Consider the following 24,714-nt stretch of genomic DNA (forward strand, 5'->3'; position numbering starts at 1 on the left):
AAAAACGATAAAAACCCTGTTAGCAAGGTCTTTCAAGGGTTTTTAAATTTGAACGATAAAAAAATTGCTGTCTAATTTAATGACAGAATGACCGATATATGAGTATGGGAGATTCTAAATTTTCAAATTTTGACAATATGTCCTTACAGGGCATCGATCAGGATTCCGAGTTGATACCATTGCTTACCGCAGAGGACGAGGAGCAAATGAACAGTGAGGAATTGCCGGAAACCTTACCAATCCTACCCCTTAGGAATACGGTCCTTTTTCCAGGCGTGGTAATTCCCATTACCGCCGGGAGGGACAAGTCCATCCAATTGATAAAAGATGCGAACAATGGTAGTAAAGTGATCGGGGTGGTGTCCCAAAAGGACGAGGAAACGGAGAACCCGGATATAAAGGATATCAACACTTTGGGTACCGTGGCCCGTATTTTAAGGGTATTGCAAATGCCCGACGGAAATACCACAGTAATCATTCAAGGAAAAAAGCGGTTTGAAATAGCCGAAGTGCTTACCAAAAAGCCCTACATAACCGCTACTGTTCGCGAAACCGAGGAACTTAGGCCAGAAAAGGGCAATAGTGAGTTCATGGCCATCATAGATTCCATCAAGGATCTGGCCTTGAGAATTATTAGGGACAATCCAAATATTCCAAGTGAAGCTTCTTTTGCCATCAAAAATATTCAGAGCGATTCCTTCTTGATAAATTTTGTTTCCTCCAACCTTAATCTTGCGGTAAAGGAGAAACAAGAGTTATTGGAAATCGGGAGTTTGCAGGACAGGGCCTTGGCTACCTTAAAATACATGAACATTGAGCTTCAAAAACTGGAGCTGAAGAATGATATTCAGTCCAAGGTGCGGAGCGATTTGGATCAACAGCAGCGCGAATATTTTCTTCATCAACAAATGAAGACCATCCAAGAGGAATTGGGTGGTGTTTCCTATGATGAGGAATTTGAGGAAATGCGTGAACGTGCCAAGAAGAAAAAATGGAACAAAAAAGTAAAGGAGCATTTTGAAAAGGAACTTGCCAAAATGCAACGTATGAACCCCCAAGTAGCGGAATATTCCATTCAGAGAAACTACTTGGACCTGCTTTTGGATTTGCCGTGGAACGAATTCTCCAAGGATAAGTTCGATTTAAAAAGGGCCCAACGTATTTTAGACCGTGACCATTACGGATTGGAAGATGTTAAGCGACGTATTATAGAATATCTGGCAGTTTTAAAATTGCGTAACGATATGAAATCCCCCATTCTCTGCCTCTATGGACCTCCAGGGGTAGGTAAGACCTCTTTGGGAAAATCCATTGCGGAGGCCTTGGGTAGAAAGTATGTCCGCATGTCCTTGGGAGGCCTGCGGGACGAAGCGGAAATTCGTGGTCATAGAAAGACCTACATTGGTGCCATGCCGGGCAGAATCGTTCAGAACCTCAAAAAGGCGGGTACTTCGAATCCTGTTTTTATATTGGATGAAATTGATAAATTGTCCAACAGTCATCAAGGCGATCCATCATCGGCGATGTTGGAAGTGTTGGACCCTGAACAGAACAATGATTTTTATGATAATTTCTTAGAAATGGGCTACGACCTTTCTAAGGTCATGTTCGTTGCTACCGCGAACAATCTTGGGAATATACAGCCAGCGCTGCGGGACCGTATGGAAATCATCAATGTAAGCGGGTATACCATAGAGGAAAAGGTTGAAATTGCCAAAAGGCATTTACTTCCCAAGCAACTGGAGGAACATGGTTTGAATTCCGGTCATTTGAAGATCGGTAAACCCCAAATGGAGAAAATCGTTGAGGGGTACACTAGGGAATCCGGGGTACGATCGCTGGAGAAACAAATTGCCAAAATGGTGCGTTATGCGGCCAAATCAATCGCAACGGAGGAAGACTATAATGTAAAGATCAGCACCGCGGATATTGAGGAAGTGCTAGGGCCTCCAAAAATGGAACGCAGCAAATATGAGAATAATGAAGTTGCCGGCGTGGTTACGGGATTGGCGTGGACCAGTGTTGGTGGGGATATCCTATTCATTGAATCCATTCTGTCTCAGGGTAAGGGGAACCTCAGTATTACTGGAAACCTTGGCAAGGTGATGAAGGAATCGGCCACTATTGCCATGGAGTATATTAAATCCAATGCCGATAGGTTTGGTTTGGACGCTTCGATTTTTGAGAAGTACAATGTACATATCCATGTTCCGGAGGGAGCTACTCCGAAGGACGGGCCTAGTGCCGGAATCACAATGTTGACATCCTTAGTATCGCTCTTCACGCAAAAGCGCATTAAGAAAAGTTTGGCTATGACTGGGGAGATTACGCTTCGGGGCAAGGTTTTGCCCGTTGGCGGTATCAAGGAGAAAATATTGGCGGCAAAGCGTGCAAGGATCAAGGAAATTATTCTCTGTGCCGATAATGAACGGGATGTAAAGGAAATCAAGGAATCCTATCTAAAAGGGCTGACATTCCATTATGTCACTGAAATGTCTGAAGTAATCGACATAGCGTTGACAAATCAGAAAGTAAAAAATGCCAAAAAATTATAATCTATTTCCGTATCCTCTTGGGAAATGGAATCGGCAATAAAAACATTCAATGAATAAGATTACCATAGCCATCGACGGATTTTCCTCCACGGGTAAAAGTACCTTGGCAAAGCAACTGGCCAAAAAGCTGGAGTATGTGTATGTGGATACCGGTGCCATGTACAGGGCGGTAACGCTATATGCTATGAATAATGGCTTTGTAGTAGATGGTGAAATTGATACAGCAGGTCTTACCAAGGATTTGGATAGTATTGAGTTGAAATTTGTATTTAATCCGGATTTGGGTTTTGCCGAAATGTATTTGAATGGTGAAAATGTGGAAAGACAAATTCGGACATTGGAAGTTTCCAATTATGTGAGTCAGATCGCCGAAATCAAGGAAGTAAGGACCAGACTGGTCGCCCTACAGCAGAATATGGGCAAGGATAAGGGTGTGGTCATGGACGGTAGGGATATTGGAACCGTTGTTTTTCCCGATGCCGAACTCAAAATCTTTATGACCGCAAGCCCCGAAAAAAGGGCGGTAAGGCGTTACAAGGAATTGCTGGATCGGGGCGAGGATGTTAAATATGAGGATATCCTGGAAAATGTTCAAAAAAGGGATTATATAGATTCGCACAGGGAAAATTCCCCTTTAAAAAAGGCCGAAGGTGCCATTGAATTCGATAACAGTGATATGGGATTGGTACAACAATTTGAGCGCATTTATGAACATGCGCTTAGGATCATTGAAAAAAATAAATAAAAAAACCGTCAGATTTACTGACGGTTTTTTTTGATTTTACAATTTTGGAATGACCAAAACCTGATCTGGATGGATTAGATCCGGATTCTTCAAAATGCCAGTATTGGCCTCAAAAATTTGCTTGTATTTCATAGGATCTCCATAGTAGTGCTTGGCGATTTTGCTAAGCGATTCTCCACTTTTAACGGTATGCCTGTGATACACGGAGTCATCCTCTACTGTAATATTCGCTTTTATGTCGGACGGACTTTCACCACCTATTTCCTTTATTTTATCCCAAATAATGTTTTTCTCATATTGGGTTTTCGCCATTCCCTTAACCTTAAGGACATCGCCCTCAACGGTCACATTTCCATCTTTGATACCAAGTTGTTCCCCTAGATCCAAAACGGGTTGATACTTTGCCTTTACGCTCATAATTAATTTCAATTTAACGGTTAATATTTATGCGGTTAAGGTACTAATTATTGTGTAAAACCTTTCCAAATTCACAAAATACTATAATCAGCGCATAGTAAGGATTACAACATGTTGTGTATTAAGGAATTTAGTTGTAGTTTTGCACTCCTTTTTTAGCAAGCGAATCAAGATGGAAAAGGGACAAAAAAAAAGATCAATAATAACTTTCATGATCATTGCTTAAATCTTGATTGGGTTATGGAATACAAATTTTATATCAGCACATGGCTGAAGAAAAAACAACGGCTGAAGTAGAAGAAACTATGGAAGCTACTACAAAAGAAACTGCACAGGAGACCCCAAAGCAGGACCCACAGGAATTTTTGGAAAATTTTAATTGGGAAAAGTACGAGCAAGGAATCGAAAGGGTAGACGATTCCAAGCTAAAGGAATTCGAAGAATTGGTTGCCGAAAATTTCGTGGATACTGCCGATGAGGAAGTAGTGGAAGGAACGGTAGTGTATTTGACCGATAGGGAGGCAATTATCGATATAAATGCTAAGTCTGAAGGTGTTATCTCCTTGAACGAATTTCGCTACAATCCTAACTTAAAGGTAGGTGACAAGGTAGAGGTATTGATCGATATCCGTGAGGACAAAAGCGGACAGTTGGTGTTATCTCACAGGAAAGCACGTACTATAAAAGCTTGGGATAGGGTGAATGCCGCTCATGACAAGGAGGAAATCGTATCCGGTTATGTGAAGTGCAGAACCAAAGGAGGTATGATCGTGGATGTATTCGGTATTGAGGCGTTCTTGCCCGGTTCTCAGATTGACGTGAAACCTATCAGGGACTACGATCAATACGTGAACAAAACAATGGAGTTCAAGGTGGTCAAGATCAACCACGAGTTCAAGAACGTTGTTGTTTCGCATAAAGCGCTTATTGAAGCCGATATCGAAGAACAGAAAAAAGAAATTATCAGCCAGTTGGAGAAAGGACAGGTATTGGAAGGTGTTGTCAAGAACATTACTTCCTACGGTGTCTTTATCGACCTTGGCGGTGTTGACGGACTTGTTCATATTACAGACCTTTCCTGGAGCAGGATCAACCACCCGAACGAGGTTGTTGAGCTTGATCAGAAATTGAACGTTGTTATTCTTGATTTTGATGAAAACAAATCCAGGATCCAACTAGGTCTTAAACAATTGGAGAAACATCCTTGGGAAGCACTAAGCGATGAAATTAAGGTAGGTGATAAAGTAAAAGGTAAAGTTGTCGTTATTGCAGACTACGGTGCCTTTATTGAGGTTGTTGAAGGTGTTGAAGGTTTGATCCACGTTTCTGAAATGTCCTGGTCCACCCACTTGCGTTCCGCTCAGGATTTCGTGAAAGTAGGGGATGAGGTAGAAGCGGTCGTATTGACCTTGGACAGGGAAGATCGTAAGATGTCTTTGGGCATCAAGCAGTTGACCCCAGACCCATGGACCGATATCACTTCTAAGTATCCTGTAGGTTCCAGACACAAAGGTATCGTTCGTAACTTCACCAACTTTGGTGTTTTTGTTGAGTTGGAAGAAGGTATCGACGGACTTATCTATATTTCCGATCTTTCTTGGACCAAGAAAATCAAACATCCTTCGGAGTTCACCAATGTTGGTGATACCTTGGAAGTTGAGGTGTTGGAATTGGATGTTGAGGGACGTAAGTTAAGCTTGGGTCACAAGCAGACCACTGAAAACCCTTGGGATAAGTACGAAGAGGAATTTGCTGTTGGTACGGTTCACAAAGCTGCCATAACCGATGTAGTGGATAAAGGAGCTACCATAGACTTTAACGAGGATATTACGGCCTTTGTTCCACAGCGTCATCTTGAAAAGGAAGATGGTAAAAAACTAGGCCGAGGCGATGAGGCGGAATTCAAGATTATTGAGTTCAATAAAGACTTCAAACGCGTTGTGGCTAGCCACACTGCTATCTTCAGGGAAGAGGAACAACGCAATGTAAAAGCAGCGGCCCAAAGGCAGTCTGCAGCGTCAGAAGAGGCAAAACCAACATTAGGGGATGCCAATGATGCTCTACAAGCGTTAAAAGATAAAATGGAAGCAGATTCCAAAAAGAAGAAGTAACTATTTTCTTCAGAGGTTAACAGGAAAAAAACCTTGACCATTTGGTCAAGGTTTTTTTGTTTCGTCTTTTTTAGCCAAATTTATTCTATATAAGTGTTTTGATTCCTAATCGACCACTTCAATATCAAATAGACCGGCCATGGGCCTTCCATCCTCTGTGATGCCTTCCACCCTTACCTGGAACATTCCGGTTTTGTCACCTGTAAAGAAATCGATTTGGGATAGCCCTGCATCGCTAAAGGCCAAATCCGGATTCCAATACAGGGTCGTACGATAATCAGGTTTTTTTGGGTCTTCTTCATAATAGTCAGGTGTATAGAATTCCCTCGTTTTGTAAAAGCCTTGAACTTTAAACGAAACTACACCAGGGTATTGTTCCTGCGCGACTAGCTCTTCATAGGATTTGTTCGTGTAAATGCCGATTACTCCTCCCGCACCTTTGGAACCAAAGATAGTTAGATCAGGACCTTTAACTACGTCTATAAATTCGACTTCAATCGCCCTTAATTGTTGGAGAAAATCTACTGTTGACGTAGCACCATTTACAAGAATTAATGGGTCGCCATTTCCAATTGATTGAAATATTACTAGTCTTTGATTGGGAAAAGTCCCAGTAACTCTTACACCTGGTGTTCTGGCCAACAAATCCATAGCACTCATTGCTTCGTTCCCTAGTACATCTTCCCTGAAAAGCCGACTTGAAAATGGCCCTGTGGTCATTCTAGCGGTAGGATTCGAATTGGTCGCCATTTCGTGTCTGGTCAACCTTTTGTCCTTATCGGTGACCGTTACTTCTTCCAATTGGGTCACACCTACCGGATCGTATAAATAGTCCGTAACCTTTCTTTGGTATTCTTCCTTGGCATATTCCTTTGATATTTGAATTGTGTTTTGGACCTGTTGCCCCTTTATCGTTGTGGCCATCCTTGGCCATTGTTCATCTAGGGCAATGGAAAAATTACTTTTTTTCGAATCCCATTTAGCAAGGGAATCATAGGCCTCCACGGTTGCTTCCAAGGTATCGGTAAAATAAAAGGGGCCGAAGGAAAATTTGCCTTGCTCATTGGTTTTTTGCTTTGAATTGATTAGATCAACTCCGTATAAATTCAGGATAACGGATGTCTCCTTTGGCCTATTCGGTAGTTTAAACTTAGTGGTCTTTCCACGTACCATGATACCTTTTTCCGGGGATATTTTCGGCATTTTGACTAAAGTGTCGGAGAGCATATTTTTCCAGACAAACCTACGCCAGCCATGGGTGAGCATCAAGGCATCCAATAGAAACTTACGGTGCTTGGAACCGTCTTCGAAGAAAAAGTCGGAATCGCCTATCCTTCCCCCCAGGTCAGAATTTAGAAGCAGCCAACTTTTAAATGAGTTGACATGGCCTTGGTCAATGCCATTTTTGGAAACGACCCCCACGGAGAAATCCCCTTTTAAGGGGCTGCCATTTGCATCGGTCAGTACCACGTCCAGATTCACCTTTTCCCTTTTCCCATAAACTTTGCCCGGAGCTGAGAAAGAAATCTCAGCATCGTTGTTAGGATGATCAATGAATACCAAGCGTTCCGCCAGTGGTTCCCCATTGGAAGCGAACAAGGTAAAGTGCGAGACGCCATCCTTCAACTCACTCGTAAAAATCTTTGTGGCATAGGACGATTTGTCCTCTGGCTCCCCGATTCTCTTGAAAATGAGATCTCCACGCCGATGTCCTACCAATAGGGTGCCTTCCAAAGTACGGTCAGGACTACTGGCCACTTGGACCAAGATGTGGTCCTCCCTGTTTTGGAGATTTAATAGATACCCGGAGGAAACCGACTCAGGCAAAGGGTAGGCATATTCCTTGCCATCCACGGTAAAACTGGCGCGGTATTTTCTGCCTTCCCTTGGGATGAACCGAACCCTTCCCAAACCGAATTCATGGGACTCAAAGCTTGTTACTATTTCATCTTCGGAACTTATGATGTCGCCTTTCAGGGCTACACCGTTTCCGTTACCGTCCAAAACCTCGATACCAATAGTTCCTGGAAGTTCTGTGACCAAATCGCCACCTTCAGGATAGAATTTGATTTTGGGGATACCTGAAACTGATTTGGATGCAGTGACTCCAAACCCTTCCAAGGTTCTATTTGACATAGGGTTATCCAAACTTGGGCCTTGTTCCAACTTTTGGACGATTATGGGAATCTGCTTCTGGTATATCACAGGTTCCTTATCATTGAGCATATATTTCGTATATGTACGTAGGGTGTAAGTTCCTTGTGGGATTTTATAGGCTATTTCAATATCCCCTGCAACGCTCTTGTCGTTCACGAACAACTTGCGCTGGGCCACAACACTATCCCGGTCATTTACCAAATCGACATAGACAACTTTGCTTTTATTGGAAACCTCATGGGTAATTCCATCCACAAGATAGGTCTTGAACCAAATGGTATCGCCATTGGTGTATACGTCCTTGTCAGTATGCAGGTAGGTTTTTTCAGGAGCGAGTCTTTGCCGGTAATCGATGAGCTTGGTCTTTACTTTTTCCAACAATACGTATTCCTGGGAAATCTTGGAGTATGACAGCACCATGAAAATTGTGACCAAGCCTAAAATGATGGAAGCAAGGATTTTTTTCATATCGTTGTTTTTTTAAGTGCGTTGTCTTCAAACTATTAAAATACGATACCTTCCAAAGGTATTCTTTAAAGGTATCTTTATTAGTATTTTAAGTTTTACAGTAAGACCTGTTGATTTGTAGGAAATTAATAATTAATCGATAATATTTTTACCTATTTAACAATTTTTTCGGTAAATACTTTTAATTTTAATTCTCAACACAGAATCAAAAATCCTCATTGAACATTTAGATTTACCGCTACTAAATTTTATTGTTTTTTCTGATAAGTAAGTTTCTTCTTACTTAATCCGAACACCTTTATCTAAAATCGAATAGAAATTGATCTCGATCTATTTGAAGTTAATTCCCTATTTTTGCTTTGCTTAAAGCATGTGTGACGAATTATGGGTCAAAAAGTCCTACTTTCCAAAAAGGAAATCAATATTATCCTTCACCGTTTGGCCTGTCAACTGCTTGAAAACCATGAGGATTTCAAAAACACCGTGTTAATCGGAATACAGCCCAGAGGAATATATGTAGCCCAAAGGCTTACTAAAATTTTATTGGAAGAATACAAGGTTAAACATATAGACCTTGGTTATTTGGATATCACTTTTTACAGGGACGACTTTAGAAGAGGGGAAAAAACCTTGGAGGCGACCAAGACGAAAATCAATTTTTTGGTAGAGGATAAAAAGGTGGTTCTAATTGACGATGTGCTGTACACAGGTCGTAGTATCAATGCAGCCTTAACGGCCTTGCAATCCTTTGGAAGGCCCAAGGAAGTTGAGCTGTTGACCCTGATTGACAGAAGATTCAGCAGACATCTGCCCATACAGCCCAATTACAGAGGTAGACAGGTGGATGCCATAGACAACGAAAAGGTAAAAGTGATGTGGGAGGAAAATGATGGGGAAGACATAATTTATTTGATAAATAGATAGTACAAATGAGCGAACTGAGTGTAAATCACTTGTTGGGAATCAAATATTTGAAAGAATCGGATATTCAGCTCATTTTTGAAACTGCGGATCATTTTAAGGAAGTAATCAATCGGTCCATTAAAAAAGTTCCTTCCTTGCGCGATATTACCATCGCCAATATTTTTTTTGAAAACAGTACCCGTACAAAGCTTTCCTTCGAATTGGCCGAAAAAAGACTTTCCGCCGATGTCCTGAACTTTTCGGCAAGCCAGTCTTCGGTTAAAAAAGGCGAAACACTTATCGATACCGTAAACAATATCCTCTCCATGAAAGTGGATATGGTGGTCATGCGACATCCCAATGCTGGGGCCGGTATTTTTTTGGCCAAACATGTCAAGGCTTCCATAATAAATGCTGGGGACGGAGCCCATGAACATCCTACCCAAGCCTTGTTGGACTCCTATTCCATTAGGGAAAAGTTGGGCGATGTTGCGGGAAAGAACGTGGTCATCGTTGGGGATATTTTGCATTCCAGGGTAGCACTTTCCAATATTTTTGCGCTAAAACTGCAAGGCGCAAATGTAAAGGTATGCGGACCAAAAACTTTGATGCCCAAATATATAGAATCCTTAGGGGTAGGGGTAGAGATGGATTTAAGAAGGGCCTTGGAATGGTGCGATGTTGCCAATATGTTGCGTATACAGAACGAACGACTTGATATAAGCTACTTCCCAACAACCAGGGAGTACACCCAACAATTTGGGGTAAATAAGAAATTGCTGGACAGTTTGGACAAGGAAATCGTAATAATGCACCCCGGTCCCATCAACCGGGGCGTGGAAATAACAAGTGATGTGGCAGATTCCAAACAGTCCATCATACTCAATCAAGTAGAAAATGGTGTGGCCGTTCGCATGGCGGTCATTTATTTGTTAGCTTCAAAAATTAAATAATTGTAAGTATGATTTTTGATAAGGACGGAACTACGACCCTAATATATCAGGAAAAAAAATCACTATCCATCTTTTTGAAAAACTTGGATGAAAAATATTCGGAAGTCAAAAATGACAACCTCATAATCAATCTTTTTTCGTTTGATACATTGACCTCTGGGGATGTCATGGAGTTTTTGGACATTTCCAATAGACATCGCAAGTCGGGCAAATCCTTTGTAATCGTTACGGATAAGGTTTCGTACGACGACGTCCCCGATGAAATTATTGTGGCACCTACCTTACAGGAAGCAAAGGATATCATTGAAATGGAGGAAATTGAAAGGGATTTGGAGCTTTGAAGTTGACCATCCTAGGGTGTTATGCCGCCACGCCCAGAACTTTGACCAACCCAACCTCCCAGGTACTGGAAGTCAAAAATCATATGTTTCTAATCGACTGTGGGGAAGGTACCCAAGTCCAGCTTAGGAAACACGGAATCAAATTTTCCCGCATCAACCACATTTTTATTTCGCATCTACACGGCGATCATTTTTTTGGACTACCGGGCCTGGTTTCCACCTTTAGGTTATTGGGAAGGGAAAAGGAACTCCATATTTATGGCCCTAAAGGGATAAAGGAAGCTATTACCATGTTGTTAAAATTGGGTGATTCCTGGACAAATTATCCCTTGCGTTTTCATGAATTGACCTCCTTGGATAGCGAGGTTATTTTTGAGGATGCAAAAGTAACCGTACAAACGATACCCTTAAATCACAGGGTCTATACCAATGGATTTTTATTCAGGGAAAAGGAGAGGGAACGCACCTTGAACATTGAGGCCGTTCGATATTATGAAATAGACAAGGCATATTTCAATAATATCAAAAAGGGAAAGGATATTGTTACTGAAATAGGCGAAATCATTCCCAACAGGGAATTGACTTTCGATCCACCTAAACCGACTTCCTATGCTTTTTGCAGCGACACGGCTTATAATCCTAGTATTGTTCCCCTGATAAAGGAGGTGGACTGTTTGTACCACGAGGCTACTTTTTTGGAATCCGATGTTCATTTGGCCAAAAAGACAAAACACGCAACGGCCAAAGAGGCCGCCGAAATAGCAAAACAAGCTTCCGTTGGTAAATTGATATTGGGCCATTATTCAACACGATATAGTTCCTTGGAGTTATTTAGAAAGGAAGCATCTGTGGTATTCGAACCAGTTGAATTAGCAGATGATGGTAAATCTTTCCACATAGGTTAAATCTTTCTACGCAACCTTTAGGCAGCTCGAATATCCTTAAGTAAAGCTTATCATGAAAAATTCATTTTTACCTGGTTTATTTTTTGTGCTTATTCTATCAATTTCTTGTGAAAAAGAAGATGGAATAAACGCTGAGTTACGAGGTAGTGCCATCATCGGTACTTGGAACCGTTTCGATGAAATACCTAGTGGCGGTATACGAGAGGAATATCGGTATTTCGATGTAGAGACTTTGCACACCTTTGAGTTGGATGGAACCTACACCTATAAAGTGAATTACTATGGTTTTAAGGATGAGAACCCAAATGAACTAATGGGGCAATCTGAAAATAAAGGAACTTTTGAAGTTAACAATGATAGTGTATTTATAAGGGTTTTTGAAAATACTTCATGGGAAAAAGGATTTAAGCCGAAGCCCGAGACCATCTTATTGAATGGAGAGGCTTATGGGAATCGGTTTACCATAAAGAACGAAACATTGACCTTGTATTATATTTCATATCCTGCCGATGCACCAGTACAGACCCAAATGAGTTTTAAAAGGTTGGAATAGGTTAAAATTAATTGTTTAATAAGACCCCAAAGGTGATTAAAGCTTTTGGGGTCTTGTTATTTTTAGTGATCTTTGAGTATCTTGATTTTTTTAGTTTTTAGCATGCAGAAAGACCTAGGGAATTATCGGAAATCGTATGAGAAAAGTGCCTTGATGGAGGATAGTATATCCAATAATCCCATGCAGCTTTTTAAAACATGGTTCCATGAAGTGGAGCAGTCAGATGGTGTCGATGAACCCAACGCGATGACCGTTTCTACCATTGGATTGGATGGCTTTCCCAAAAGCAGGGTGGTTTTGTTGAAGCGGTTCAACCATGAGGGCTTTATTTTCTACACAAATTATACCAGTGAAAAGGGTAAGGCCATCGCGGCGAATCCCAACATTTGTATATCTTTTTTTTGGCCCAATATGGAACGTCAGGTTATCATAAAGGGAAAAGCGGAAAAGGTTGCCGAGAATCTATCCGATGGATACTTTGAATCCCGACCTAAAGGAAGCCAATTGGGAGCCTTGGTATCCAACCAAAGCAGTGTTATCGCCTCTAGGGATGTCCTGGAACAGGAACTTAAAACACTTGAGGCTACCTACAAAAATAAGGAAGTGCCACGACCAGATCATTGGGGCGGCTATTTGGTGAGGCCCATATCCATTGAATTTTGGCAGGGAAGACCTAATCGGTTACACGATAGGATCCGGTTTACCTTGCAAGAGGATTGGGATTGGAAAATGGAACGCTTGGCACCTTAAGCAATAAAGAATGAAGAATCTACTTTTTATGCGCCATGGCAAATCTTCATGGGACCTTGATGTTGGCGACCAGGACAGGCCTTTGTCACAAAGGGGCATTACGGATGCCCATAGGGTGGGAAATAACCTTTCAAAAGCGAATCTGAATCCGGACTTCGTATTTTCAAGTCCCGCAAATAGAGCCTTGCATACGGCCATGATATGTTTGCGGAACCTGAAATTTCCCATGACCAAGTTTCAAATTGCAATGGATCTTTATGATTTTTCAGGGAACCAAGTACTTGATTTTGTGAAAAAAATGGATGATTCTTTGGGTACGGTCATGATTTTTGGACATAATCATGCCTTTACCCATTTGGTAAATTCCCTTGGAGATTCCTATATTGACAACGTTCCAACAAGTGGTTATGTCCACATACGGTTCAAGCAAGATTCTTGGGCGAACATTTCCCAGGGCAAAATAGTAGAAACGATTTTTCCTAAGCACATAAAATAATGGTGAAATTCAACAATCAGTACGTAAATAGAGAGATAAGTTGGTTATGGTTCAATGAACGCGTACTGCAGGAAAGTGCGGATAAAAATGTCCCGCTCATTGAGCGTTTGCGTTTCTTGGGGATTTTTTCGAACAATTTGGACGAATTCTTCAAGGTACGATATGCCACTGTGAAAAGAATCGTGGAAGCGGGCAAGACCGGTAAAAGTGTTTTGGGAGGTGAAAAGGCAAAGGACCTACTCGAAGAGATTACAGAGATTGTTATACGTCAGCAAAGTAAAAGTTTGGTTATCCTAAAACATATTGAGGAAGAGTTGGAGCGGGAGAACATTTTTATCATTCGGGAAACCGCCTTGAACAAAAACCAGAAGGAATTTGTAAAGGAGTATTTTCTTCAGAATGTGAGTCCGCAGCTAATGACCATCATCCTCAACGACCTTACACGTTTTCCTACTTTAAAGGATACTGCCGCTTATTTGGCCGTAAAAATGATAATCAAGGGGGACAACGGAAAAAAGGAAAAGCGCTTCGCGCTAATTGAGATTCCAAAAGGAGTGGACAGATTTGTGGTACTGCCAAAGGAAGGCGATAAAAATTACATCATAATCCTGGACGATTTGATCAGGTATTGCCTGGGCAATATTTTTACCATGTTCGAATATGAATCCATTTCCGCCCACATGATCAAGATTACAAGGGATGCGGAACTGGATATGGACAATGACTTGAGCAAAAGTTTTATAGAGAAGATTTCTTCCAGTGTGGAGCATAGAAAAATAAGCGACCCTGTACGTTTTGTTTATGATAAAAGTATCGCGAAGGACACCTTGGCCTTTCTGAAGGAGAAAATGCAAATTGAGGATACGGATAGTGTGATTCCCGGTGGTAGGTACCACAACAAAAGGGATTATATGGGTTTTCCAAGTTTGGACAGGAACGATTTACTGTATGATAAAATAAAGGCACTGCCCGTAAAGGGACTCAGCATTGAGGGGAGTATTTTGGAAAGTCTAACCCATAAGGATTACCTACAATACACACCATACCATACCTTTACCTATATCCTTAAGTTTCTGCGGGAAGCTGCCTTGGACCCAAAAGTGCGCACCATTAAAATCACGGTATACCGATTGGCGAACAACTCCCAGGTGGCCGCGTCGCTTATCAATGCCGTAAAGAACGGAAAACAGGTGACGGTACAAATTGAGTTGCAGGCTAGGTTTGATGAGCAGGCAAATATTGAGTATGCAGAGCAGTTGCAGGCGGAAGGTGTAAAATTGATATTTGGGGTTCCTGGACTAAAAGTCCATAGCAAGATCTGCCTGATAGAACGCGAAGAGGACGAAGGTCTAAAACGATACGGATTTATCAGTACCGGAAACTTTAACGAGTCCACTGCGCGTATTTATACCGATTATACCTTGTTTACCTCCCATGCACCAATTCTTAAGGAGTTGAACAAGGTCTTTGATTTCTTTGAAACGACCTACAAGATAAATAAGTACAAGCATTTGATCGTTTCGCCACATTATACAAAAAAGGTATTTCATAGGCTTATTGAACAGGAAATCGCCAATGCTATCGTGGGAAAAGAGGCCTACATCAAAATAAAGATGAACAGTTTCACTTCCTACGAGATGGTGGATAAACTGTACGAAGCAAGTAGGGCAGGGGTTAAGATCCAATTGATCGTTCGTGGAATCTGTTGTTTGGTTCCCGGCGTAAAGGGAATGAGCGAGAACATTGAGGCCATCAGTATTGTCGATAAATTCTTGGAGCATACCAGGCTGTTCGTGTTCGCCAATGCCGGAAATCCAAAAGTCTATATCTCCTCTGCGGATTGGATGACCCGAAACCTCGATTATAGGGTTGAGGTTGGTTGCCCCATCTATGATGAGGATATCAAGCAGGAACTGATGGATACTTTTGAAATTTGCTGGCGCGATAACCTAAAAGCAAGGGTTTTCTCCGAGAAACAGGACAACGCGTACAGAAAGGCCAAAACGCCCAAACACCGTTCGCAGTTTGAAACGTACGATTACTACGTAAAGAAGTTAAAGGAGAAGTAAAGGCCACCTAGCTTTACCCATGTACCTTTTCTGTTTTGCTTAGGTTTTTCATGATATCCGCTTCGTATTCCAACAGGGCCTGCCATTTTGAATCCACCTCTTTTCGGTCCCCATATTTGCGGGCGAATTTTAGGAACATGGTATAATGACCCGCTTCGCTGATCATGAGTTTATGATAGAAATCGGCCAATTTTTTATCTGGAAGTTCTTCGGATAAAAGTCGAAAGCGCTCGCAGCTTCGGGCTTCAATTAACGCCGCATATAAGAGTCGGTGTACCAATTGGGTGGTTCTGCTTCCGCCCTTGGGAAAAAATTTAAGCAGTTCCAACACATATTCGTCCTTTCGGTCCCTGCCCAATTTTTGACCTCGTTCCAAAATCAGGTCGTGCACCATTTTAAAATGCCCCATTTCCTCACGGGACAATGCCACCATTTCCTCAACCAATTCCGTGTATTCTGGAAATGAGACAATCAGGGAGATGGCCGTACTGGCGGCCTTTTGTTCGCAATAGGCATGGTCCGTCAAGATTTCATCGATATTCTTTTCCACAATATTTACCCATCTTGGATCGGTGGGTAATTTTAAACCTAACATCATTTTAACGCTTATTTACCTTGTTTACGATGTAAAAATAAGGCTTTGTGGGTTTTAATAATTATTTTTGGGAGGAGAGAAATTAGAATACACGTACAATGCAGGTAAGCGAACGGATAAAGGAAGCGCTAGGAGTCCAAGCGGATTCAGGTTCAATGCAATGGCTGACGGAAAAAACCCAAAAACTGGAATCGGATAAATCCGTACGGGACCTGTTCATGACGTACAGCCTCTTGGCTTCAAAATTTGACAAGAGCACTACATTCAAGGTAGCAAATGCCGATGAAGGAACACTCGAATTTTTAACCTCCCGAGATGCAAACTTGTTGGAGGTAGCCAGAATTTACCTGCTTATCAAGGTTTTGGAAATCGACACCGAATTTTATGGGCCCAAGGTGGCCAACATCATCCAGGTGGCCGATATAACGGAATTGGAGACCTTCTTAAAGTTTCTGGACCTATTGCCAAACCCGGAAATGTTCCTATTTACGGCCGTAGAAGCCTTGAGAACGAACATATCCGTTATTTTTGATGCCATTACCTTGAACAATCCATATCCAGCCAAATACTTCAACGACCAGCAGTGGAACCAGATGTATCTAAAAGCTGCGTTTATGGAACGAGATCTCTCGAAAATACCATCGGTAGCGGAACGTGCCAACGTGGATTTGGCAAGGATCATATCGGATTATGCCCACGAGCGTTGGGCTGCTTCACGAAAAATAGACCCTATGTTCTGGAGGCCGGTTTCGGGCTTTTTGAATCCGGTGTTGCTTCAGGATATGGAACATTTGATGGAGACCGATGATGCCCTGGAGAATATGGCCGGGGCTTTGTGCTGTTATTATGCCGGTACTACCGAAGCCATGGAAATTTTGAATCGTAGACCCGACTTGAAACAGCAGATAGCAGCAGGAAAACTAACTTGGAATAACTTAAAGAATTAAAGAAATATGCAGGATAAATTGATGATAATCGACCCACACGTTCACATGTCATCCAGAACGACCGATGACTATGAGGCCATGCAGCAAGCGGGCGTGGTAGCTATAATAGAACCTTCTTTTTGGTTGGGCCAACCCAGAACTCAGGTCGGGTCCTTTCAGGACTATTTCAGTAGCCTGGTAGGCTGGGAACCCTTCAGGGCCAGCCAGTTTGGGATCAAGCACTATTGTACCATTGGCCTAAATTCAAAAGAAGCCAATAATGAGGCCTTGGCGGAACAGGTGGTGGAACTTCTGCCGTTGTATTTGCATAAGGAGAATGTGGTCGCCATTGGAGAGATAGGGTATGATGATCAAACTCCCGCAGAGGACAAATATTTTAGGATGCAATTGGAACTGGCCAAGGAATTGGATATGACCGTACAGGTGCATACACCGCATAGGGATAAAAAAGCGGGCACCATCAAGAGCATGGAAGTATGTCTGGAACATGGTTTGGACCCCGCCAATGTAATTATCGACCATAATAACGAGGAGACCGTAAAAGAGGTTTTGGATAGGGGTTTTATCGCCGCATTTACCATTTATCCCAAGACAAAAATGGGCAACGAACGTATGGTTGAGGTGGTTCGAAAGTTTGGTAGCGATAATATCATAGTTGACAGCTCCGCGGATTGGGGTGTAAGTGATCCGTTGGCCGTGCCAAAAACTGCTTCCTTAATGCTTAAACGGGGGATTTCACGTGAAGATGTAGTGAAAACCTGTTACCAAAACGCATTGGATGCGTTTAGCAAAAATGGACGCATGAAGGAGGAACACTGGTTAAAGCCAAAAGGCATCGACCAATCACAACTTTTTAATGATAACAGCGTTTTAAGAGGGCAGACACCTCGGATAGATTCCGAACAAATCTCTTAGAATGATGAAAAAAATCATGGGTTTTGCCAGACTGGCAAGGCCTGCCAATTTACCTACGGCGGCAGCGGATATCTTTGCCGGTATAAGTTTGGCACTTTTTTCTTCCGGTATAGCAATTCCTGATTTTTTTTCGGCGAACGGGACTGCTGTTCTTTCCTTGGTTTTTGCATCGGTGTTTTTGTACGCCGGAGGTGTGGTTTTCAACGATGTCTTCGATGCCAAATTGGATGCCGTTGAGCGTCCGGAAAGGCCTATTCCCAGCGGACTCATACCTAAAAACCAGGCTGCCTTATGGGGGGTGTTTTTATTTTTCATCGGGCTTTACTTGGCATTTTCGGTGCATCAGGTAAGTGGCAGTATTGCAGGTATTTTGATATTTTCAATCCTTGTCTACGATGCCTTGGCCAAAAAGCATTCCTTTTTTGGGCCCTTGGTCATGGGAATTTGCAGGGGATTGAACCTATTGTTGGGGATGTCCATCTTGGGACAGTTGGAGGTATGGTGGGTTTCCGTGGTACCCATGATCTATATTTTCGCCATCACGCTGATCAGTAGGGGCGAGGTCCATGGCGATAACAAAAACCATATTGCGATCGCCGGTTTTTTATATATGTTGGTATTGGCTTTTATTGCGATTACCATTACTTTGAATACCGATAGAATACTTATTTCCCTACCTTTTATTGTCCTATTTGGGTTTTTGGTGATTAGGCCTTTATTAAGAGCCTACAGGGAAAACTCCCCAAGGAATATTAAAAAGGCGGTCATGGCCGGGGTTTTGTCCCTCATTGTTATGGATGCCTGTTGGGTAGCCGGTTTTAGCCACTGGTATGTGGGACTGCTGGTTTTATTACTTTTGCCTTTATCTTTGTTACTTTCAAGAATTTTTGCCGTTACCTAGTGCTATGGAATTAAAACCTATCAAGCAGTCGTTTTCAGTTCAATATGAGTACCAACTCCACTTTACAAAGGATTTGTTTCATGTTGATAACCCGCTGTTCGTCAATATTATAAAAGGATACAAGGACTACGAGCCTGTAAAGTTGTTTTTTGTAGTCGACAAAGGAGTGGCGGACAGCCACCCAAATCTATTGAACAAAATTTCTGTCTATTGCAGTTTGTATTCCGTGAACCTGAACTGTACCGATACTTTGGTGATCGACGGAGGCGAACAGTCCAAAAATCATGCAGAATATATTGACCTTGTGCTGAAAGGGATTAATGAAAATGCTATCTGCAGGCACTCCTTTGTAGTGGTGATCGGAGGCGGTGCGGTAATCGATATGGTGGGCTATGCTGCGGCCATTGCCCATAGGGGCGTAAAATTGATTCGGATTCCAACCACGGTGCTCTCGCAGAACGATTCCGCCGTAGGCGTAAAGAACAGTGTGAACATCTTTAAGAAGAAAAATTTTCTGGGGACATTCGCTCCGCCGTATGCCATTATCAACGATAGTGATTTCTTGTCGACCTTGGAGCAGCGGGATTGGATAGCCGGAATCGCCGAGGCCATAAAAGTTGCCTTGATCAAGGACGAGGAATTCTTCGGATATATTGCAAAGCATGCCATTGCCCTTAAGGAAAGGCGTTTGGAACCTATGCAATATGTAATTTATAAATGTGCCGAAATGCACATGCAACACATTTCGCAGGGAGGTGACCCCTTTGAGTCCGGTTCCTCCAGGCCGCTGGATTTTGGTCATTGGGCGGCCCACAAATTGGAGTTTATGACCAATTACGAGTTAAGACATGGCGAGGCCGTAGCCAAGGGAATAGCATTGGACGTTACCTATGCACAGTTGATCGGGTTGATTTCTGAGGAAGAATTGAGGACCATTCTTGATGTAATGAAGAAAATCGGTTTCGATTTATCCTTACCACTGTACTCTGAAAAGGAAGTGGACCAGCTTTTGGCCGGTATCGAGGAATTTAGGGAGCATTTGGGCGGTAGATTGACCATCACATTAATTTCAGGATTGGGAAAGAAACATGATGTCCATGAAATTGACAGGTCGATAATGAAACGGTCCATTGAGCAGCTTAATCATCAGATGGCCCTTAAATAGCGAATCCCCTTATGTTTATAAAAAACAAATACCACCTTTCTTATTGTACGAACATACATCCCGGTCAGGATTGGGAAAGCACCTTCTCCAGTATAAAGGAACATGTTCCAGGTATTAAGAAGTCGGTTTCACCGGATAGCCCCTTTGGTCTTGGTTTACGACTTTCAAACAGGGCAAGTGAGGAACTGGCTTTGGAAAACCATATGACGGAATTTTTGAATTGGTTGCAGCAGGAGGATGTGTATATTTTCACCATGAACGGGTTTCCCTATGGAAATTTTCACAATGAACGTGTAAAGGACGATGTCCACACGCCGGATTGGACCACCAAGGAACGTTTGACATATACCCAACGATTGTTTGAACAATTGGCGGCATTGCTTCCAAAAGGAATCAATGGCGGAATATCCACATCGCCCGTTAGTTATAAGCATTGGTTTGCTTCGGAAAGGGAAAAGGATACCGCTCTTAAAAAAGGTGCCAAGCACATGGTCCAAATCGCAATTCAACTCTATGAACTGGAACAAAGAACAGGTACCTATCTCCATTTGGACATTGAACCGGAACCTGATGGATTTTTGGAAAATACGGAGGAGGTCCTTTCATTTTATTCGGACTATCTAATTCCCATCGCCCAACAGGAATTGTCCCGAACGTTGGATAAGGATGCCTCCCAGTTGGAAGAATTGGTAAAACGATATATTACCATTTGTTATGACATTTGCCATTTTTCCCTGGCGTATGAGCATCCCAGTGAAACCTTTGCCAAGTTTAAGGAAGCGGGTATCCAAGTTGGGAAAATCCAGGTGAGTGCCGCACTGAAGATTCTGTTCACAGGAAAGAATCGGGAGGAGGTATGGAAGGTTCTGGAAAAATTCAACGAACCGGTCTATTTGCATCAGGTAACTGAAAAAATAGGGGAGCGGGTAAAAACCTATAACGATCTTCCCATCGTATTGGAGGCAAAAAAGGAGGTGGACGAACTACGGGCCCACTATCATGTGCCTATCTTTTTGGAGCGATTTGGGGCGTTGGACTCTACCCAAGATCAAATTTTGGATACCTTGGATTATTTAAAAAAGGATTCGTTGACGGAGCATTTGGAAATTGAAACCTATACGTGGGATGTACTGCCGGAAGGGTTAAAGGAAAATCTATCGCATTCTATCGTCCGTGAAATAGAATGGTTAAAAGCGCACATATAACATGCAAAAGACAGTTGTCATCAATGTTGTTGGATTGACCAAACGCCTTATAGGTGAGTATACACCCTTCATAAAATCGTTTTTGGAAAATGGTGGACATACGTTTATAAAACCCATGTTGCCTGCCGTAACCTGTTCCGTTCAGTCTACATATGTAACAGGAAAATGGCCATCGGAACACGGAATCGTGGGAAACGGTTGGTATTTTAAGGACGAGTTGGAAGTAAAATTTTGGCGACAATCCAATAGGTTGGTACAACAACCCAAAATTTGGGATGCGTTAAAGGAAAAGGATACTACCTTTACGTGTGCCAATCATTTTTGGTGGTACAATATGTATTCCAATGTGGATTATAGCATCACGCCAAGACCCAATTATTTGGCGGACGGACGTAAAATCCCCGATATTTATTCCTATCCGGCTGAATTGCGAGATGAACTTCAAAAGGAATTTGGTACATTTCCGCTGTTCGAGTTTTGGGGACCTCGCACGACCATTAACTCCTCCCAATGGATTGCGAACGGCGCCATAAAAACCGATGAAAAATACGATCCCACCTTGACCCTGATCTATCTTCCGCATTTGGATTATAACTTGCAGCGTCATGGTTTGGATTTCGGCAAAATTTCAAAGGATTTAAATGAAATCGATGGGGTGGTCGAACAATTGGTACATCATTACGAAAAACTGGGTGCCCACATTATATTATTGTCTGAATACGGAATTACCAATGTAAAAAACCCCATTCACCTAAACCGAGTTTTGAGACGTGAAGGCTTTGTAAATGTGAGAATAGAGAGGGGCTTGGAACTATTGGATGCCGGCGCCAGTGATGCCTTTGCCGTGGCGGACCATCAAGTCGCCCATATTTACGTAAAGGATAAAAACAAGTTGGAAAACATCAAAAGCTTGATCGCCAAAGTTCCCGGTGTTGAAAGGGTACTTTCAAATAGTGAAATAGCTGTCGAGCATTTAGATCATGAAAGATGTGGGGATTTGGTTGCCGTTGCGGATGCCGACTCTTGGTTTACCTATTATTTTTGGTTGGATGATGCCGTAGCTCCGGATTATTCCAGAATGGTGGATATCCATAAAAAACCAGGGTACGACCCTGTAGAAATGATGACGGACCCCAAGGATAAACTTGTTATGGTAAAAGTGGCTTGGAAACTTTTGAAAAAGAAATTGGGATTTAGAACCGTTTTGGATATCATTCCCCTGGACGCTTCCTTGATTAAGGGCTCCCATGGTAGACTCCCTGAGGATAAGGAGGATTACCCCATATTCATAACCAATCGGGCAACTAAAATCGATACCCCTGAAGTAGCGGCCGTGGAGGTCTATGACTTAATTAAAAACCATGTATTAAGCTGATTTGTAATGTATTTATTTTTTAAGACGATAGGATATGTATTTGCGATACTTTTTGCGGTAGGTGCCATTGTCCAATATAATGACCCTGATTCTTTCCTTTGGATTTTGATTTATGCGTTGGCGGCTATCATATCCGTACTTTTTTCCCTCAACCGACTGCGAGCCATGGTTCCATTGGTATTGGGAACAGCTTGTTTTATAGGCTTTATGTATCTATACCCGACCGATTTCCAAGGTTTTGGATTGGAGGACGGTCCCATTGAAACCGTTGAATTGGGCCGTGAAGCCTTTGGATTGTTGATAATTGCCCTGGTGATGTTCTTCTATACCGTGAGGTTACGAAGGATGTTAAAGATCTAGGTCAAACTCTTTTCTCAATAGGTCGATTGCTGGATTTTTCTCTCGTAGTTTCTCGTATTTTTCCTCAGGTGTAAAGGCGAATTTCTTGGCACTGGATTCATTTACCTTTATAATCAATTGGATGAAGTGATTGTTAAGTTTGGTTCTCAGGTAGCCCATGAGCTCAAAACTTTCACGCTCTATTTCCTTCTTCATCGTACCGTTGGGAAGCTCAATATGTATGGTAAAGTCCTTTCCAAGTTTGGGAACGTCCGTATTTAGATTGGATGCCAGAATCTTTTGCCCTTTTTTGTCTATTTGTTCCGTAAAATCGGACCAATGTCTTTGTAGATCGGCCTCGGTAAAATCATCCTTGGGTAAATCCTCCTCATCGATGACCACTTCAATTTTGTTGAGTTCGTGCTCCTTCTTGGCCTTTAAACTGGAAAGCGATAATCCAGAAACTCTTTTTTTAGGGGGATTAATTTGGATTTTTTGCGATACCGGTTCTTGAACAGCTTCCGTTACATCGGTTTCAACCTCTTTTATTTCTTCTTTAATGGTATCATGTAAGGTGGGCCGATTTTCATTTTTATCCGATACATTTTCTAAAGGTAAGGATGGGGATTCTTCCTTTTTGCCTAAAATATTGGTGGAGACAGAAACGGCTATCAGTTTTCTTTCTTCCGGATTTCTTTGGAAATTTTTATAAAACTCGGCCGGTGCGATAAAATCGATTGTCCTGTTTTGAAGGGCTAGGGATTCAGGATTTTTTTTTTCTCCATCAAAGTCGATGGAGGCCAATTTCATTAAAGTTAGTTCTACGAGAAGTCGCTGATTTTTGCTCGACTTATATTTTAGGTCGCAGTCATTGGCAATATCAAGTCCCTGTAAGAGAAAACCTGGGGAGGCCTTCTTGGATTGTTCCCGGTATTTTTCTTGGGCGTTCTCTCCAACTTCCAAAAGTGAAATGGTATCCTTATGTTGACACACCATTAAATCCCTAAAGTGGGAGGCAAGACCGGCTATGAAATGGTGGCCGTCAAAGCCCAGGGAAAGTGTCTTATTGAATAGAATCAATAAGCGGGGAATATCATGGTCCAGGATGAGGTCCGTCGCTTCAAAATAAGTGTCGTAGTCCAGCACGTTCAGGTTTTCCGTCACCGCTTTCCTGGTGAGTTCCTTACCGGAAAAACTAACGACCCTGTCAAAAATGGAGAGGGCATCCCGCATGGCACCGTCCGCCTTTTGTGCAATGATATGTAGGGCGTCTTCCTCAGCTTCTATTCCTTGGTTTTCCGCAATGTATTTTAAATACTCTGCGGCATCGTTTACCGTAATTCTTTTAAAATCAAATATTTGACATCTGGAAAGAATGGTAGGTATTATTTTATGCTTCTCCGTGGTGGCAAGTATAAAAATGGCATGCTTTGGCGGTTCTTCCAAGGTCTTCAAAAAGGCATTGAAAGCCGATTGGGAAAGCATATGGACCTCGTCGATGATATAAACTTTATACTTTCCAACCTGGGGCGGTATACGCACTTGATCGATTAGGTTTCTAATATCATCCACGGAGTTGTTGGAAGCTGCATCCAGTTCAAAAATATTGAATGCAAAATCCTCATCTTCGCGTTCGCTGCCATCAGAATTTATCTGTTTGGCCAAAATACGGGCGCACGTCGTTTTTCCTACGCCCCTTGGACCACAGAATAAAAGGGCCTGTGCCAAGTGATTGTTGTCTATGGCATTCTGGAGCGTATTTGTAATAGCCTGCTGCCCCACAACATCCTTAAAGGTCTGGGGTCTGTACTTGCGGGCAGAAACTATGAACGGTTCCAAAATATAGACA

At 42.3% G+C, this 24,714-nt stretch carries 22 protein-coding genes; 18 read left to right on the plus strand and 4 right to left on the minus strand.

Going from position 1 to position 24,714, the window contains the following annotated elements:
• Window positions 1-104: 104 nt before the first annotated feature.
• Complete coding sequence (gene lon / locus PP181_RS15670; protein WP_138259178.1) at window positions 105-2,555, plus strand: endopeptidase La; 2,451 nt, start codon at window positions 105-107, stop codon at window positions 2,553-2,555.
• A 49-nt stretch (window positions 2,556-2,604) separates the two neighbouring features.
• Window positions 2,605-3,300 carry a (d)CMP kinase gene (cmk, locus tag PP181_RS15675; RefSeq protein ID WP_272637784.1) on the plus strand — a complete coding sequence of 232 codons (696 nt, stop codon included), beginning with the start codon at window positions 2,605-2,607 and terminating at the stop codon, window positions 3,298-3,300.
• Between the two features lie 36 nt (window positions 3,301-3,336).
• Here the strand turns inward: cmk and PP181_RS15680 are convergent, their stop codons facing one another.
• Entirely contained in the window at window positions 3,337-3,717 is a 381-nt protein-coding gene (locus tag PP181_RS15680; protein WP_272637785.1) for a LysM peptidoglycan-binding domain-containing protein, read from the minus strand.
• Between the two features lie 266 nt (window positions 3,718-3,983).
• On the opposite strand from PP181_RS15680, the gene rpsA reads away from it, so the two are divergent.
• A complete protein-coding gene (rpsA, locus tag PP181_RS15685; RefSeq protein WP_272637786.1) occupies window positions 3,984-5,828 on the plus strand; it encodes a 30S ribosomal protein S1 in 1,845 nt (614 codons plus the stop codon).
• Between the two features lie 105 nt (window positions 5,829-5,933).
• Here rpsA and PP181_RS15690 read toward each other — a convergent pair whose 3' ends face one another.
• Window positions 5,934-8,453: a TonB-dependent receptor plug domain-containing protein gene (locus PP181_RS15690; RefSeq protein ID WP_272637787.1), complete on the minus strand. Its 2,520-nt coding sequence runs from the start codon at window positions 8,451-8,453 to the stop codon at window positions 5,934-5,936.
• A 384-nt stretch (window positions 8,454-8,837) separates the two neighbouring features.
• On the opposite strand from PP181_RS15690, the gene pyrR reads away from it, so the two are divergent.
• The 8 genes from pyrR (at window position 8,838) to ppk1 (ending at window position 15,423) form a co-directional block, all read left to right on the plus strand.
• On the plus strand, window positions 8,838-9,377 hold the full coding sequence (pyrR, locus tag PP181_RS15695) for a bifunctional pyr operon transcriptional regulator/uracil phosphoribosyltransferase PyrR (protein WP_138259174.1): 540 nt from the start codon (window positions 8,838-8,840) through the stop codon (window positions 9,375-9,377).
• Between the two features lie 5 nt (window positions 9,378-9,382).
• Window positions 9,383-10,309, plus strand: a complete 927-nt coding sequence (locus PP181_RS15700; protein ID WP_272637788.1) for an aspartate carbamoyltransferase catalytic subunit — start codon at window positions 9,383-9,385, stop codon at window positions 10,307-10,309.
• An 8-nt stretch (window positions 10,310-10,317) separates the two neighbouring features.
• Entirely contained in the window at window positions 10,318-10,650 is a 333-nt protein-coding gene (locus tag PP181_RS15705; RefSeq protein ID WP_138259172.1) for a ribonuclease Z, read from the plus strand.
• Window positions 10,647-11,555 (plus strand): ribonuclease Z, encoded by a 909-nt coding sequence (locus PP181_RS15710; protein ID WP_272637789.1) that lies wholly within the window; start codon window positions 10,647-10,649, stop codon window positions 11,553-11,555. Before PP181_RS15705 ends, PP181_RS15710 begins: the two co-directional genes overlap by 4 nt.
• 52 nt (window positions 11,556-11,607) lie before the next feature.
• Window positions 11,608-12,108, plus strand: a complete 501-nt coding sequence (locus PP181_RS15715) for a hypothetical protein (RefSeq protein WP_272637790.1) — start codon at window positions 11,608-11,610, stop codon at window positions 12,106-12,108.
• Between the two features lie 102 nt (window positions 12,109-12,210).
• Window positions 12,211-12,858 carry a pyridoxamine 5'-phosphate oxidase gene (pdxH, locus tag PP181_RS15720; RefSeq protein ID WP_154918651.1) on the plus strand — a complete coding sequence of 216 codons (648 nt, stop codon included), beginning with the start codon at window positions 12,211-12,213 and terminating at the stop codon, window positions 12,856-12,858.
• 10 nt (window positions 12,859-12,868) lie between these two features.
• Window positions 12,869-13,354, plus strand: a complete 486-nt coding sequence (locus tag PP181_RS15725; RefSeq protein WP_154918652.1) for a SixA phosphatase family protein — start codon at window positions 12,869-12,871, stop codon at window positions 13,352-13,354.
• The gene (gene ppk1, locus PP181_RS15730; RefSeq protein WP_272637792.1) at window positions 13,354-15,423 is read left to right on the plus strand and encodes a polyphosphate kinase 1; all 2,070 of its coding nucleotides are present in this window, start codon (window positions 13,354-13,356) and stop codon (window positions 15,421-15,423) included. The genes PP181_RS15725 and ppk1 overlap by 1 nt, the downstream gene beginning before the upstream one ends.
• A gap of 13 nt (window positions 15,424-15,436) precedes the next feature.
• On the opposite strand, the gene PP181_RS15735 is transcribed toward ppk1, so the two are convergent.
• Complete coding sequence (locus PP181_RS15735; RefSeq protein ID WP_154920212.1) at window positions 15,437-16,018, minus strand: tRNA-(ms[2]io[6]A)-hydroxylase; 582 nt, start codon at window positions 16,016-16,018, stop codon at window positions 15,437-15,439.
• Window positions 16,019-16,116: 98 nt separating this feature from the next.
• Here PP181_RS15735 and PP181_RS15740 point away from each other — a divergent pair, with 98 nt between their 5' ends.
• The 7 genes from PP181_RS15740 to PP181_RS15770 are packed head-to-tail and all read left to right on the plus strand — an operon-like array spanning window position 16,117 to window position 22,886.
• Window positions 16,117-16,965, plus strand: coding sequence for an EboA domain-containing protein (locus tag PP181_RS15740; RefSeq protein ID WP_154918654.1), 849 nt, complete (start codon window positions 16,117-16,119; stop codon window positions 16,963-16,965).
• A 6-nt stretch (window positions 16,966-16,971) separates the two neighbouring features.
• The gene (locus tag PP181_RS15745) at window positions 16,972-17,880 is read left to right on the plus strand and encodes a TatD family hydrolase (RefSeq protein ID WP_154918655.1); all 909 of its coding nucleotides are present in this window, start codon (window positions 16,972-16,974) and stop codon (window positions 17,878-17,880) included.
• 1 nt (window position 17,881) lies between these two features.
• Window positions 17,882-18,781, plus strand: coding sequence for a UbiA-like protein EboC (eboC, locus tag PP181_RS15750; protein WP_154918656.1), 900 nt, complete (start codon window positions 17,882-17,884; stop codon window positions 18,779-18,781).
• A gap of 4 nt (window positions 18,782-18,785) precedes the next feature.
• Complete coding sequence (locus tag PP181_RS15755; protein ID WP_272637793.1) at window positions 18,786-19,946, plus strand: 3-dehydroquinate synthase; 1,161 nt, start codon at window positions 18,786-18,788, stop codon at window positions 19,944-19,946.
• Between the two features lie 11 nt (window positions 19,947-19,957).
• On the plus strand, window positions 19,958-21,151 hold the full coding sequence (gene eboE / locus PP181_RS15760; RefSeq protein WP_272637794.1) for a metabolite traffic protein EboE: 1,194 nt from the start codon (window positions 19,958-19,960) through the stop codon (window positions 21,149-21,151).
• Window position 21,152: 1 nt separating this feature from the next.
• Window positions 21,153-22,526, plus strand: coding sequence for an alkaline phosphatase family protein (locus PP181_RS15765; protein WP_272637795.1), 1,374 nt, complete (start codon window positions 21,153-21,155; stop codon window positions 22,524-22,526).
• A gap of 6 nt (window positions 22,527-22,532) precedes the next feature.
• On the plus strand, window positions 22,533-22,886 hold the full coding sequence (locus PP181_RS15770; RefSeq protein WP_272637796.1) for a transmembrane 220 family protein: 354 nt from the start codon (window positions 22,533-22,535) through the stop codon (window positions 22,884-22,886).
• Here the strand turns inward: PP181_RS15770 and PP181_RS15775 are convergent.
• On the minus strand, window positions 22,875-24,704 hold the full coding sequence (locus PP181_RS15775; protein WP_272637797.1) for a DNA polymerase III subunit gamma/tau: 1,830 nt from the start codon (window positions 24,702-24,704) through the stop codon (window positions 22,875-22,877). The genes PP181_RS15770 and PP181_RS15775 overlap by 12 nt on opposite strands.
• Window positions 24,705-24,714: the final 10 nt, after the last annotated feature.

Origin of the sequence: Maribacter sp. PR66, from assembly GCF_028464205.1 — a bacterium.
Lineage (GTDB): Bacteria > Bacteroidota > Bacteroidia > Flavobacteriales > Flavobacteriaceae > Maribacter > Maribacter flavus.